This is a genomic window from Clostridium senegalense JC122 (genome assembly GCF_000285575.1).
Taxonomy (GTDB): Bacteria; Bacillota; Clostridia; order Clostridiales; family Clostridiaceae; genus Clostridium_J; species Clostridium_J senegalense.
Genome location: NZ_HE611051.1, coordinates 646947 through 661459, shown reverse-complemented (window position 1 = coordinate 661459; position 14513 = coordinate 646947). Strand labels below are relative to the sequence as shown.

The window sequence follows — 14513 nt, the reverse complement described above, 5'->3', positions numbered from 1 at the left end:
AAAATGGCAAAAGTTCAATATTTCGGAACAGGAAGAAGAAAACAATCAGTTGCTAGAGTAAGACTTGTACCTGGAGAAGGTAGAGTTGTAATAAATAACAGAGAGATAGAAAATTTCTTTGGATTAGAAACTTTAAGAGTTATAGTTAATCAACCATTAGTATTAACTGGAACTAAGGAAAAATTCGACGTTTTAGTTAACGTTCACGGTGGTGGATACACTGGTCAAGCAGGAGCAATAAGACATGGAATATCTAGAGCCTTATTAAAAGCTGACGAAAACTTAAGACCAGAACTTAAAAAAGCTGGTTTCTTAACAAGAGACCCAAGAATGAAAGAAAGAAAGAAATACGGTCTTAAAAAAGCAAGAAGAGCTTCTCAGTTCTCAAAAAGATAATATTTCAAAAACGTATTTTTCAAGTTTTTACTTTGGAATACATATTAAATGCATATGCCTTTGGCATATGCATTTTTTATTGTTTAAAATATGAAATTAAAGATAAATTAAAAATTAAATTTTTAACCTAAATTAAAAATGTTAATTAATTAAAAATAAAGAAATTAAAAGTATTTGAATTTACTGAAATATAATTACTTAATAAAAATAGTATAACTATAAGTAGTTAAAAGTTAAGAATTAAGAGTCAAAAGTAATGGAGGAAACTGAGAATGAGTTTTTTAAATTAGAATAATGAAACCTTTAATTTGGAATATAAAGTTAACTGAAGTTATATCCAAAGTTTACAGCTGTAACAAGAAGGATAGGAGTGTGGAAATTTATTTTTCATAAGTTATTTTTAAAATAAGATTGAAAGGATATTAATAAAACATAAAGCAATAAAATCTAGTCCTAAAAAAGTACATTTGGTATTATTAGGAGAATATTGAATAATAATCACCGTAACTAGTAATTGTTAACTAAAATAATCTACTAGTTATTCATAAAGTAATAATTTTAGTTTTCTCATTTAATAAATGAATAAGTTTAAAATTTAATCTGGAATTCTATATAGGGAAGCAAGCTTCAGTTTAAATTTATTCATCAAATTTTTGTTATCAGTTGAGAAAAATAAGTACAAATATAGTTAGTTAAGGATTATGAATTATGAATTAAGAATTTAGGATGAAAGTGGTAACCACTTTCTGAAAATGATTTTTAAAAATATATCAATATAATTTACTTTGCAAATTTATAAAAAGATACATTGAGAGTTAATAGGAACAAAGTGAGTAGTAATAACTATAACTGTTCACTATTCACTCTTAACTTTTAACTAAAATAATATGTTAGTTATTGATAAATTTAAATTTGAGCTTGTTTCCCTATAGTATTAAATAAGAAGATTTATAATTTTATTTATAAGTCAATTTAATATAATACATATTTATATTAAATTAATGGTTATACCTGTATAAAGGATATACATAAGTTGTGGTAAAAAAATTAGCTTAAAATAACAGTGAATTTAGAAGATTTCATTTTATGTTATGTTTATGTTAAATTTGTTCTGTATATATTAACATGAACTTAATTTTGAGGTATCATTTAATAGGAATTTTAGATAAAAGTTAAAATTATTTTGGAGGTAATCTATGGACTTATTTACCACAATAGTTAGTCTGTTCGGCGGATTAGGACTGTTTCTTTATGGAATGACAATGATGGGAGACGGTTTAGAAAATGCTACTGGAGACAGATTAAAAAGCGTATTTGATAAGATAACATCTAACCCAGTAAAAGGAGTTTTAACAGGAGCTATAGTAACAGGTATAATTCAAAGTAGTAGTGCTACTACAGTTATGGTTGTAGGATTTGTTAATGCAGGTCTTATGAATTTATATCAAGCTACAGCTGTTATAATGGGAGCTAATATAGGTACGACTATTACAGCTCAATTAATTGCTTTTAAAATGGATTTTTTAGCACCATTATGTTTAGCAATTGGTGCAATGATAGTATTATTCTCAAAGAATAATAAGAAGAAACAAATAGGAAACATAGTTTTAGGATTTGGTATTTTATTTTTAGGATTAGATTTGATGAAAAATGCTATGTCACCATTAGCGGATTCACCAATATTTGCAACTTTAATATTAAAATTACAAGGTAAAGTATTATTAGGAGTACTACTAGGAGCTGTTATGACAGCTGTAATTCAAAGTTCTTCAGCTTCAACAGGTATACTAGTTGCACTTGCATCAACAGGAGCATTACCATTAAGTGTAGCCATACCGATATTATTAGGTAGTAATATAGGTACATGTGTTACAGCAATGATATCAAGTATAGGAACTTCTAAAACAGCTAAAAAAGCAGCAGTAATACATCTACTATTTAATGTAATAGGAACTCTTATATTTATAGGATTTGCAACTCAACTTGCTAACATAGTTCAGGCTATAACACCAGGAAATGATGCAGAAGCTGTAAAAAGACAGATAGCAAATGCACATACTATATTTAATGTTATTAATACATTATTATTAATTTGGTTTATAAAACCATTAGTTGCATTAGTTAACAAGTTAATACCAGGTGAAGATGAAAAAGACACAATAGGTGTTCAGTACATAGACGAAAGATTATTAGAAACCCCTATAATTGCTTTAGGTCAAACAACAAATGAACTTGTAAGAATGGGTACTAAAGCTAAAGAAAATGTTGAATATGCCATGAAAGCTTTTGTTTATAATGATGAGAAGGCTCTAAAAAAGGTATATGAGCAAGAAAAGCTTATAAATATATTAGAAGATGATATAACTAAATTTTTGGTTAAATTATCTAATAGTGAATTGGGAGAAGAACAAAAGGGAATGGTTGCGGCAATGTTCCATGTTGTTAATGACATTGAACGTATAGGTGATCATGCTGAAAATATAGCAGATTTAGCTAGTGAAAAAATGACTAAGAATGCGGACTTTTCTGAGGAAGGCGTTAAAGAATTAAATGATATATTTAATTATACAATTAACTCTTTAGAAATGAGTATTGAGTGTTTTAAAAACTATAATAAGGACAAAGCTGATACAGTTAGATCAGTGGAGGACAGAATCGATAGTTTAGAAAAACAATTAAGATCATCACATATAAAAAGACTTAATAATGGAGTTTGTAATGCAACAGTAGGTGCAATATTCTTAGATGTTATAAGTAACTTTGAAAGAATAGGTGACCATGCAGTAAATATAGCAGAGATAGTTGCAGAAACTGCTTATAATTAATAGATATAACATCTCAAAACAATTTTGTTTTGAGATGTTATTTTTTTTATAAAATAAAATTATAGTCATAAAATCCATATAGTGCCAATATTTTAGCTCAATCAAGCTAATTTAATTAGTATAGTAATATTTATAAGAGTATGTGGGCATATTAAATAGAGGAATATTAGAAAAAATTTAATGCAACTTAAATTATGTTAAAACAGACAAATTAGAGGTGAAAATATGAAATATAAAAATAGTATTTTAATTGGTACTTTAATGGCTATATTAATTGTACTTGGAAGTTTTTTTACAACAGATTTAAAAATAAGTGAAGATGTGGTTAATTTAAATGATAATAAAGTTAAAACTATACTTATAGATCCAGGACATGGAGGTATGGATGGTGGTGCTAGTGCATCAGATGGTACTGTAGAAAAACATATAAATCTTAATATTGCTCTTGAACTTGAAAAACTTTTAAAAGAATCAGGATATAATGTGTATTTAACTAGATATGAAGATACAGGTTTATATTCAGAGAATGGAACTGTAAGACAAAAGAAAAATGAAGATTTAAATGCTAGATGTCAATTAAAGAAAGAAACTAATTGTGATTTGTTTGTAAGTATACATTTAAATAAATTTAAAGATGCTAGTTGTAAAGGAGCGCAAGTATGGTACTCAAATAATCCAGAAAGTGAAGTTATTTCCAAAATAGTACAAAACAACTTAAAAGAAGATTTAGATACCAATAATAAAAGGCAGGCAAAACCAGCAAAAGATGCTTATAAGGTATTAAGAACTAATGATACTATGCCAGGTTTTATTATAGAATGTGGGTTTTTATCAAATAATGAAGATTTGTCTAAATTAAAAGATGAAAGTTATCAAAAAAAAGTTGCACAATCATTGTTCAAGTCAATAGAATATTATTATAAAAATGGTACAAAAAGTAAGTAAAATGAGAAAAATATGAAAAAATTTGCAGAAAACTGTAAAAAAATAAATAAAAACAAAAAAATATAAATTAAAAATAGAGAAAATTTAAAAAAGATTCACACAAATGAATCGAAACTTGCCGAACGGGAAATCTGGGTCGGCTTTTTTTTGATTTTTATCAAAATTGGCATTGAATTAGATAGGGCCATATGTTATTATTACATTGTAAATGGTAAATGGATTAGTCCATTAGTCCATTTAGACTTGGGAGGTATTTATGAATATTGTGGTAGATAAAAAATGCGGAATACCACTTTATATTCAAGTTAAAAAGCAAATAATGGATTTGGTAAAAGAAGGTACTCTCAAGGTAGGAAACAAAATGCCAACGGAAAGAGAACTTTCACAAGAGCTAAAAGTAAGTAGGAATACAATAAGTACTGCTTATAAACAACTTGAAAATAGTGGTGTATTAAAGTCTATTCAAGGAAAAGGAACATTCGTAGCAGAAGAAGTTATTTCCTGGAAGGATGAGGAAATAAAAAACAAGCTAATAAAGTTTGTTGATTTAGCCCTTGAAGAGGCTCTAGAAATTGGTGTAGAAGCAGAAGATTTTCTAGAAATAGTAATAGAAAGAGTTAAAGAAAAAAAAGAATTGATGAAAAAAGTTACAGCAATTTTTGTTGAATGTAACATTGAACAATCAAGAATGTTTAGTAAACAATTAAGCGAAAATAGTAATATGAATGTTATACCTTTAACGGTGTCAGAACTTAATGAAATGTCAGAAAAAACAAAAAAAATAGTAAATGACAGCGAGGTTATAATTGCAACATTCAATCACGTAAATGAAGTTAAAAATGCAATAAAGGAAATAAATAGAGAAGTTTTAGGAGTAGCTATAAATCCTAAGTTGGAATCTATAGTGAAAATCGCGAGACACCCTTATGAGACAAGTTTTGCTTTCATATGTATATCACAAGAAATGATTTTTAAAATGAAAGCAGCATTAGATGACTCAGGGCTTGCAGATTTAAATGTACAATATTTCAACGAATTAGAAGTGGACAAACTAAAAAAGATAGTTGAAGAGTTTGATGTTCTAATAGTTACGCCGGGAAGAGTAAAGGATATCTCTATACTGAATATTCACAATAAAGAAATAATTGAGTTTTCTTATAGTTTAGATGCGGGTTCTGTAAAAGCACTTAAGTCTAAGCTAATTGAAATAAAATATAAGCAAAATACTAATCACAATTAATTATTTTTTAGGGAGGCTTTAGAAATGGAAAAGAAAACTTTAGTTCTTGGAGTTATAGGAGCTGACTGTCACGCAGTTGGTAATAAAATCCTAGATTATGCTTTAACAGAAGCAGGATTCAACGTAATAAATATAGGTGTATTATCACCACAAGAAGATTTCATTAATGCAGCAGTAGAAACTAATGCAGACGTTATAATAGTATCTTCACTTTATGGTCATGGAGAAATTGACTGTAGAGGATTAAGAGAAAAATGTGATGAAGCTGGATTAAAAGACATTTTACTTTATGTAGGTGGAAACATAGTTGTAGGAAAACAAAACTGGGAAGAAGTTCTTGGAAGATTCCAAGCTATGGGATTTGACAGAGTTTACCCACCTGGAACAAGTCTTGAAACAACAATTCACGATTTAAAAGAAGATTTAGGACTATAATAAATATACAAAAGTGGAGTGATTAAAGTGGATGCATACTTACTTTTAGACTTTGGTAGTACCTACACAAAACTTACAGCTGTAGATATTGAAAATGAAGAAATATTAGCTTCAGCAAAAGATATAACAACAATTGAAGATGATATTATGACTGGCTTTGATAAGGCTTATAAGAAGTTAGAAGAGCAATTAGAAGGCAAAGATGTAAACTTTGTAAAAAAATTAGCTTGTTCATCAGCAGCTGGTGGATTAAAAATGGTTGCCTTAGGTCTAGTTCCAGACTTAACTGCAGAAGCAGCCAAAAGAGCAGCGTTAGGCGCTGGAGCAAGAGTGTTAAAAGTATATAGTTATGAAATAACAAATTCTGAAGCAGAAGAAATTAAAAATTCGGATGTGGATATAATACTTCTAGCAGGTGGAACAAATGGTGGTAATAAACAGTGTGTAATACATAATGCTAAGATGATTGTAAAGCATAACATAGATGTTCCAGTGGTAGTTGCTGGTAATAAAGTAGCTAATGATGAAATAAGAGAGATATTTGAAAAAGCTGGTATTTACTTTAGTGTAACTGAAAATGTTATGCCAACATTAAATTCATTAAATGTTGAACCAGCCCGTGAAGAAATAAGAAAAGTATTCATGGATAAAATAACAGATGCAAAGGGCCTTAATAATGCAGAAAGTTTTGTAAACGGAATATTAATGCCTACGCCAGCGGCAGTATTAAAAGCTGCAAGAGTGTTAAGTGAAGGTAGCGATGAGGAAGAAGGTATTGGCGACTTAATAGTTGTTGATATTGGAGGAGCAACTACTGATATTCACTCAATAGCTGATGGAGAACCAACAAAGGCAGGAGTTAACATGAGAGGACTTGAAGAACCTTTTGCTAAAAGAACTGTTGAAGGTGATTTGGGAATGCGATATTCTGCAGTTTCTCTTTGGGAAGCTGGTGGCTCTAGAAAGCTAAGAAATTACTTAGGTGATGAAAAAAGAGAAGTAAATATAGAAGAGTGTTGTAAATATAGATATGAAAACATAAAAATGGTACCTAAGGATGACGAGGAAATAAAATTTGATGAAGCTATGGCTAAAGTAGCCACTGAACTTGCACTTGAAAGACATGCAGGATGTATTGAAAATGTATATACTCCAATGGGAGTTGTGTTTAACCAAATAGGTAAAGACCTTATGAAAGTTAAATATATGATAGGTACAGGTGGAGTTTTAGTTCATAGTAAAAATCCAGGAGATATTTTGAATGCTGGTACTTTTACAAAAGAAAACCCAACGTCATTAAAACCAGAGGAACCAGAATTCTTGTTAGATAAGAGTTATATATTATCAGCGATGGGATTGTTAGCACATGATCATCCGGATAAAGCCGTTAGAATTATGAAAAAATATTTAGTTAATGTGTAATTATCAGGAGGTAATTTAAAGTGGAACTTAAAAATAAAAAATGGACTGAAGAGGAATTTTTCAAAGTAAGAGAAGAAGTTTTAGCACAATGGCCAACAGGAAAAGATGTAGCCAATATACAAGATGGAATAGAGTACAATAAAACAATTCCAGACCACAAAAACTTTGCTAAGAAATTAGTAAAAGCAAAACAAGAAGGAATTACTTTAGCACAACCAAGAGCAGGTGTTGCTTTAATAGATAAGCATGTAGAATTATTATCATTTTTACAAAATGAAGGTGGAGCAGACTTACTACCTTCAACAATAGATAGTTATACAAGACAAAATAGATATGAAGAATGTGAAGTTGGAATAAAAGAAAGTATAAAAGAAGGAAGATCATTACTTAACGGATTCCCAGGAGTTAACCATGGTGTAGCTGGATGTAAAAAAGTATTTGAATCAGTTAACTTACCAATAGAATCAAGACACGGTACTCCAGACGGAAGATTACTTGCAGAAATTACACACGCATCAGGATGGACATCAAATGAGGGTGGTGGTATATCTTATAACATACCATATGCTAAAAATGTTACATTAGAAAAAACAATCTTAGATTGGCAGTACTGCGATAGACTAGTTGGTTACTATGAAGAACATGGTGTATCAATAAACAGAGAACCATATGGTCCATTAACTGGAACATTAGTACCACCAAGTACATCAAACGTAGTAGCTATAATAGAAGCTTTACTTGCAGCAGAGCAAGGTGTTAAAAACATTACTGTAGGATACGGTCAATGCGGAAACTTAATCCAAGACGTTGCAGCTATAAGAGCATTAGAAGAGCAATGTAATGAATACTTAAAAGCTAATGGATACAATGATGTATTTGTTACAACAGTATTCCACCAATGGATGGGTGGATTCCCTGCTGACGAAGCAAAAGCTTATGGTGTTATATCTACAGGTTCAGCAGCAGCAGCTTTAGCTGGAGCTACTAAAGTTATCGTTAAAACTACACACGAAGCTATTGGTATCCCAACAAAAGAAGCTAATGCACAAGGTATAAAAACAACAAAAATGACTCTAAACTTACTTGAAGGACAAAGAATGGCAATGTCTAAAGAGTTAGAAGAGGAAATTAACATAATAAAAGCTGAAACTAAATGTATGTTAGAAGCAGTTTATGAAGCTGGAAATGGCGACTTAGCTATAGGAACAGTTAAAGCATTCGAAAGAGGATTATTAGATATCCCATTCGCACCAAGCAAATACAATGCTGGTAAAATGATGCCTGCAAGAGATAACGATGGTGCTGTAAGATACTTAAAATTAGGAAACATTCCATTCACTGAAGAATTAAAAGCTTATAACTTAAACAAATTAGAAGAAAGAGCTAAATTTGAAGGAAGAGATGTTTGCTTCCAAATGACAGTTGATGATATATTCGCTGTTGGAAAAGGTAAATTAGTAGGAAGACCTGAATAATAATTAAATTGTTAAAAAAATAAATTAATATATACTTATTAATCTTTAGAAGGTAAGGTGTTTTATATGAAAATTGTTGACGTAATATGTTCAGCAGGAAGAACAGGATTCTATTTTGATGACCAAAGAGCTATAAAAAAAGGAGCAGGACATGATGGATTTACATATGTAGGAGAAGCTGTGACTGAAGGATTTACATCTGTAAGACAAGCTGGAGAATCTATATCTGTAATGTTAGTACTTGAAGATGGTCAAGTAGCTTGTGGAGATTGTGCAGCAGTTCAATACTCAGGAGCAGGTGGAAGAGATCCATTATTCTTAGCAAAAGACTTTATACCAGTTATTGAAAAAGAAATCGCACCTAAATTAATAGGAAGAGAATTAGAAAACTTCAAAGCTTTAGCAGAAGAGTTTGATCACATGACAGTTGATGGAAAAAGATTACATACAGCTATCAGATATGGTGTAACTCAAGCGATCCTTGATGGTGTAGCAAAAGCTAAAAAAGTAACTATGGCTGAAGTTGTAAGAGATGAATACAACACAGGAGTAGAAATAAAAAGAATTCCTATATTCACTCAATCTGGAGATGACAGATACGATAATGCAGACAAAATGATTATAAAAGGTGCAGACGTAATGCCTCACGCTTTAATCAACCATGTTGCTGATAAATTAGGTAACAATGGTGAAAAATTACATGCATATGTTAAATGGTTAAGTGACAGAGTTCTAAAATTAAGAACTTGTGAAGACTATAGCCCAGTATTCCACATAGACGTTTATGGAACAATAGGAGTAGCTTTCGATTACGATACAAAAGCAATGGCTGATTATATCCAAACATTAGAAGAAGCTGCTAAACCTTTCAAATTAAGAATTGAAGGACCTATGGATGTTGAACATAGAGAAAGACAAATGGAAGCTTTAAGAGACTTAACAACTGAAATAAACAACAGAGGAATGAATGTTGAGCTTGTTGCAGACGAATGGTGTAACACATACGATGATGTTAAATTCTTCGCTGATAACAATGCAGGACATATGCTACAAATCAAAACTCCAGACCTTGGCGGAGTTAACAATATCATAGATTCTATATTATACTGTAAGAAAAAAGGTGTAGGAGCTTACTGTGGAGGAACTTGTAACGAAACAAATAGATCTGCAGAAATCTGCACTAACATCGCAATAGCTTGTGGAGCAGACCAATGTCTTGCAAAACCAGGTATGGGTGTTGACGAAGGATATATGATAGTTAACAACGAAATGAACAGAGTAGTTGCATTAGTTAACAGAAGAAACAAATAATAAATATATATTAGATAAAAGGCGGTTTATAAAAAACTGCCTTTTACACTATGAATAACATAAATTTTATATTATAGACTTAAATTAAAATAAAAGTTTAATTGTATAAGATAAAGTTTTACATAGTAGAAAATTTTTATAATAATAAAAAATAGACTGCCAATTTTGGAGGAGTTGCAATGAAAGAAATTAATGTTGAACAAATAAGTAAAGAAGTAAGAGAGTTATGTATAAATGCTAATTATTACTTAGGTGAAGATGTTAAAAATGCATTAATTAACTCTAGAGATAATGAAAATTGGGATATAGCAAAAGGTATATTAGATAAAATAATAACTAATGCTGATATAGCTAAAAATGAAAACATGCCAATGTGTCAAGATACTGGAATGGCATGTGTATTTGTTGAGCTTGGACAAGAAGTTCACATAGTTGGTGGAAGCTTAGAAGATGCTATAAATGAAGGTGTTAGAAGAGGATATACAGACGGATATTTAAGAAAATCTGTTGTTAAAGACCCATTAGATAGAGTTAATACTAAAGATAATACACCAGCAATAATTTATTATAATGTAGTTCCAGGAGATAAATTAAAAATAACAGTAGCACCAAAAGGATTTGGTTCAGAAAACATGAGCCAAATAAAAATGTTAAAACCATCTGATGGACTAGACGGTGTTAAAGAGTTTATATTAAAAGTAGTTAAAGAGGCCGGTCCAAACCCATGCCCACCAATAGTTGTAGGTGTTGGAATTGGAGGAACTTTTGATAGATCTGCAAACTTAGCTAAAAAAGCTTTAATAAGACCATTTGATAAGAGAAATTCAAATCCTTTCTATGAAAAGCTTGAAAATGAATTACTAGAGGCTATAAACAGTTTAGGAATAGGACCACAAGGATTTGGTGGAAAAACAACTGCTCTTGCTGTAAATATAGAAACATATGCAACTCATATTGCAGGATTACCAGTTGCAGTAAACATAAACTGTCATGCTACAAGACATGCTGAAGTAGAGCTTTAATAGGGGGTATTTAGTAATGGAAAAAAGAATAACTATGCCATTAACTGAAGAAAAAGTAAAAGATTTAAAAGCTGGAGATAGTGTATTACTTTCAGGAGTAATATATACATCTAGAGATGCAGCTCATAAAAGATTTGTTGATTTATTAGAAAAAGGTGAGAAATTACCTATAGATGTAAAAGATAGTTTAATATATTATGTTGGACCAACACCAGCGAAACCAGGAATGGCAATAGGATCAGCAGGCCCAACAACTAGCTATAGAATGGATGCTTATACACCACAACTTTTAGATCAAGGATTAAAAGGAATGGTTGGTAAAGGCTTACGTTCAAAAGAAGTTATTGAATCAATGAAGAAAAATAAAGCTGTTTATTTTGCAGCAATAGGTGGCGCAGCAGCACTAATGGCTAAATGCGTAGAGACTGCAGAGATTGTAACTTATGAAGATCTAGGTGCAGAAGCTGTAAGAAGATTAGAAGTTAAAGATTTACCATTAGTAGTTGTTATAGACTGTGAAGGAAATAACCTTTATGAGATGGGAAAAGAAGCATATTTAAATTCAGTAAAATAGATAGCGTTTTAGTAGCTTAGCTATTAAAATAACCGTGAAAAATTAGAGGTGAATACTATGGATATAAAAAAAGTTGCGAAAGCAGGTACTTTAGAATCTAATGATATTTATATAATGATTATGCCGAGCGAAGAAAAAGGTATAGAATTAGACCTTGAGAGTATAGTAATGAAGCAATTTGGTGAAGAAATAAGAAAAGTTATTTTAGAAACTTTAAAAGAGCTAAAAGTGGAAAGTGCTATAGTAAAGGCTCAAGATAAAGGGGCACTAGATTACACTATAAAAGCTAGAGTAGAAACAGCTGTAAAAAGAGCTCAGTAGTAGAGGTGAATAAAATGAAAAAATTAAGAAGAACTATGCTTTTTATGCCTGGTAATAATCCAGGAATGCTTCAAAATGCAGGAATTTTAGGAGCAGACTCAATAATACTAGACTTAGAAGATGCAGTTTCTCTTACAGAAAAAGATAGTGCAAGAGTACTTGTAAGAGAAGCAATAAAAAATGTAGATTACAGTAATGTTGAAGTGGTTGTTAGAATTAACCCACTTACAACAGAATTTGCTGATGAAGATATAGATGTTATAGCTAGAGTGAAACCAGATACAATAATGGTTCCTAAAGCTACAGAAGAAGAGTTAATAGAAATAGATAGAAGACTTACTAAAATTGAAGAAGAAGAAGGTTTTGAGATAGGATCAATAAAACTATTCCCAATAGCAGAAAGTGCTTATGGTGTTGAAAACATTTATTCAATAATTAAGTCATCAAAAAGAGTTGCAGGAGTTCTTTTAGGTGGAGAAGATTATACTTCAGACATGGGAATAAAAAGAACTAAAGCAGGTGAAGAAGTATTCTATGCAAGAAATAGAGTTGCAATAGCTTGTAAAGCTGCTAAAGTTGATGCAATAGATACTCCATTTACTGATACAAATGATTTAGACGGATTACTAGTAGATACTGCAAAAGCTAAATCATTAGGAATGACTGGTAAAGCATCTATAAACCCAAGACAAATAGATGGAATACATTCAGTATATGCTCCAACTAAAGAAGAAATAAAACATGCAGTAAGAGTTTTAGAAGCTATGGAAGAAGCTCAAAAAGAAGGAAAAGGAGTTTTCTCATTAGACGGAAAAATGGTAGATGCTCCAATCATAAATAGAGCAAAAACAACAGTTGAATTAGCTAAAATATTAGGATTACTTTAAGAATAGATAGATTTTAAAAAATAATTAGTCGTTATATTAGTTAATTTATAGATGACTTAGAAGTAAAGGTAATTTATTGAGGTGATATTATGAAAAACGTATTAGGACGTGAACTTCCTAGCTTTATAGATGGATATGGTGAAGTTATGCCGTTTGAAGGAGTTTTTGCAAAAGCAGGAGAAAAACAAAAGGCTGCTGTTAATGTAAAATCAGTAACTCCAATGGATGAAAAATTATTAAATAATATAGAAGATGCTTTAGACAAAGTTAATTTAAAAGATGGAATGACAATATCATTCCACCACCATTTAAGAAATGGTGACTATGTTTTAAATATGGTTGTAGAAGCTATCGCAAAAAGAGGAATAAAAGATATAAGAATCGCAGCAAGTTCAATATTCCCAGTACATGCACCACTTGTAGACTATATAGAAAGTGGCGTAGTAACTAGAATTTGTGCAAACTACATTTCAGGTCCAGTTGCAAAAGCAATATCTGAAGGTAGATTAAAATACCCAGCAGTAATGCACACTCATGGTGGAAGAGCTAGAGCTATAGAAAGTGGAGATTTACACATAGATGTAGCATTTATAGCAGCACCAGCTTGTGATATGTATGGAAATATTAATGGTTTATACGGAAAATCAGCTTGCGGAGCTTTAGGATATGCAGTAAGTGATGCAGAAGGTGCAGAAAAAGTTGTTGCTATAACTGATAATTTAGTAGCTTATCCAAACTGTCCAATAGAAATCAGCCAAATATATGTTGATTATATTGTAAAAGTTGATTCTATAGGAGATCCAAAAGGAATAGTTTCTGGAACAACTCAAATAACTAAAGATCCAGTAGGATTAAAAATAGCTAAAATGGCTTTAGAAACTATGATAGCATCAGGTCTTGTAAAAGACGGAATGAGTTTCCAAACAGGTGCTGGTGGAACATCTCTAGCAGTAGCTGCAGAGCTTAGAGAATATATGAAAAAAGAAGAAATAAAAGGAAGCTTTGCATCAGGTGGAATAACTGGATACATAGTTGATATGTACAGAGAAGGATTATTCAAAAACTTATTTGATGTTCAATGCTTTGACTTAAAAGCTGTTGAATCTTATTCAACATCTCATGAACATATGAGAATGTCAGCATCTATGTATGGTAACCCAGACAATAAAGGTGCTGTAGTAAATAACTTAGACATAGTTATATTAGGAGCAACTGAAATAGATACAAACTTTAACGTTAACGTTACAACAGCTTCTGATGGAACTATAATGGGAGGTTCTGGTGGACACAGTGATACAGCTGCTGGAGCTAAGTTAACTATAATAGTTACACAACTTACAAAAGCTAGACTTCCAATTGTAAAAGATAAGTTAACAACAATAACAACTCCAGGAGATAGTATAGATGTTATCGTAACTGAAAGAGGAATTGCTGTTAACCCTAAGAGAACAGATTTAATAGAAAAATTAAAACAAACAAATCTACCAATAATGACAATAGACGAATTAAAAGCTACAGCTGAAAAGATGACAGGTGCTCCAAAAGCAGTTGAATTATCTGATGAAGTAGTTGCTGTAGTAGAATACAGAGACGGATCTGTAATAGATGTAATAAAAAAACCAATGTAATATAAAAAGCTTCAAAATAGAGTTACTCTATT

Annotated in this window: 13 protein-coding genes; all 13 read left to right on the top strand. The window is 30.9% G+C overall.

Features of this window, described 5'->3' with window-relative positions; all coding sequences use genetic code 11:
* The first annotated feature begins 3 nt into the window (after positions 1 to 3).
* A complete protein-coding gene (gene rpsI / locus CSGHG_RS11290; RefSeq protein ID WP_010295164.1) occupies positions 4 to 396 on the top strand; it encodes a 30S ribosomal protein S9 in 393 nt (130 codons plus the stop codon).
* Between the two features lie 1196 nt (positions 397 to 1592).
* Positions 1593 to 3221, top strand: coding sequence for a Na/Pi cotransporter family protein (locus CSGHG_RS11285; RefSeq protein ID WP_010295163.1), 1629 nt, complete (start codon positions 1593 to 1595; stop codon positions 3219 to 3221).
* Between the two features lie 225 nt (positions 3222 to 3446).
* Positions 3447 to 4166, top strand: coding sequence for an N-acetylmuramoyl-L-alanine amidase CwlD (gene cwlD, locus CSGHG_RS11280; RefSeq protein ID WP_010295162.1), 720 nt, complete (start codon positions 3447 to 3449; stop codon positions 4164 to 4166).
* A 256-nt stretch (positions 4167 to 4422) separates the two neighbouring features.
* The gene (locus tag CSGHG_RS11275; RefSeq protein WP_010295159.1) at positions 4423 to 5406 is read left to right on the top strand and encodes a GntR family transcriptional regulator; all 984 of its coding nucleotides are present in this window, start codon (positions 4423 to 4425) and stop codon (positions 5404 to 5406) included.
* A 24-nt stretch (positions 5407 to 5430) separates the two neighbouring features.
* A complete protein-coding gene (gene glmS, locus CSGHG_RS11270; RefSeq protein WP_010295157.1) occupies positions 5431 to 5841 on the top strand; it encodes a methylaspartate mutase subunit S in 411 nt (136 codons plus the stop codon).
* A gap of 27 nt (positions 5842 to 5868) precedes the next feature.
* Complete coding sequence (glmL, locus tag CSGHG_RS11265; RefSeq protein ID WP_010295155.1) at positions 5869 to 7263, top strand: methylaspartate mutase accessory protein GlmL; 1395 nt, start codon at positions 5869 to 5871, stop codon at positions 7261 to 7263.
* Positions 7264 to 7283: 20 nt separating this feature from the next.
* Positions 7284 to 8738 carry a methylaspartate mutase subunit E gene (locus CSGHG_RS11260; protein ID WP_010295154.1) on the top strand — a complete coding sequence of 485 codons (1455 nt, stop codon included), beginning with the start codon at positions 7284 to 7286 and terminating at the stop codon, positions 8736 to 8738.
* 66 nt (positions 8739 to 8804) lie between these two features.
* On the top strand, positions 8805 to 10049 hold the full coding sequence (locus CSGHG_RS11255) for a methylaspartate ammonia-lyase (protein WP_010295153.1): 1245 nt from the start codon (positions 8805 to 8807) through the stop codon (positions 10047 to 10049).
* Positions 10050 to 10228: 179 nt separating this feature from the next.
* Entirely contained in the window at positions 10229 to 11071 is an 843-nt protein-coding gene (locus CSGHG_RS11250) for a fumarate hydratase (protein ID WP_010295151.1), read from the top strand.
* Positions 11072 to 11087: 16 nt separating this feature from the next.
* On the top strand, positions 11088 to 11645 hold the full coding sequence (locus CSGHG_RS11245) for a Fe-S-containing hydro-lyase (protein ID WP_010295148.1): 558 nt from the start codon (positions 11088 to 11090) through the stop codon (positions 11643 to 11645).
* 57 nt (positions 11646 to 11702) lie between these two features.
* Positions 11703 to 11966, top strand: a complete 264-nt coding sequence (gene citD, locus CSGHG_RS11240) for a citrate lyase acyl carrier protein (RefSeq protein ID WP_010295146.1) — start codon at positions 11703 to 11705, stop codon at positions 11964 to 11966.
* Between the two features lie 14 nt (positions 11967 to 11980).
* Complete coding sequence (locus CSGHG_RS11235) at positions 11981 to 12853, top strand: HpcH/HpaI aldolase/citrate lyase family protein (protein ID WP_010295144.1); 873 nt, start codon at positions 11981 to 11983, stop codon at positions 12851 to 12853.
* Between the two features lie 89 nt (positions 12854 to 12942).
* On the top strand, positions 12943 to 14481 hold the full coding sequence (citF, locus tag CSGHG_RS11230; RefSeq protein WP_010295142.1) for a citrate lyase subunit alpha: 1539 nt from the start codon (positions 12943 to 12945) through the stop codon (positions 14479 to 14481).
* Positions 14482 to 14513 lie beyond the last annotated feature (32 nt).

Coding starts and splice junctions, on each gene's coding strand:
- rpsI (WP_010295164.1), top strand. CDS start 4: ATGGCAAAAGTTCAATATTTCGGAACAGGAAGAAGAAAACAATCAGTT.
- CSGHG_RS11285 (WP_010295163.1), top strand. CDS start 1,593: ATGGACTTATTTACCACAATAGTTAGTCTGTTCGGCGGATTAGGACTG.
- cwlD (WP_010295162.1), top strand. CDS start 3,447: ATGAAATATAAAAATAGTATTTTAATTGGTACTTTAATGGCTATATTA.
- CSGHG_RS11275 (WP_010295159.1), top strand. CDS start 4,423: ATGAATATTGTGGTAGATAAAAAATGCGGAATACCACTTTATATTCAA.
- glmS (WP_010295157.1), top strand. CDS start 5,431: ATGGAAAAGAAAACTTTAGTTCTTGGAGTTATAGGAGCTGACTGTCAC.
- CSGHG_RS11255 (WP_010295153.1), top strand. CDS start 8,805: ATGAAAATTGTTGACGTAATATGTTCAGCAGGAAGAACAGGATTCTAT.
- CSGHG_RS11250 (WP_010295151.1), top strand. CDS start 10,229: ATGAAAGAAATTAATGTTGAACAAATAAGTAAAGAAGTAAGAGAGTTA.
- CSGHG_RS11245 (WP_010295148.1), top strand. CDS start 11,088: ATGGAAAAAAGAATAACTATGCCATTAACTGAAGAAAAAGTAAAAGAT.
- citD (WP_010295146.1), top strand. CDS start 11,703: ATGGATATAAAAAAAGTTGCGAAAGCAGGTACTTTAGAATCTAATGAT.
- CSGHG_RS11235 (WP_010295144.1), top strand. CDS start 11,981: ATGAAAAAATTAAGAAGAACTATGCTTTTTATGCCTGGTAATAATCCA.
- citF (WP_010295142.1), top strand. CDS start 12,943: ATGAAAAACGTATTAGGACGTGAACTTCCTAGCTTTATAGATGGATAT.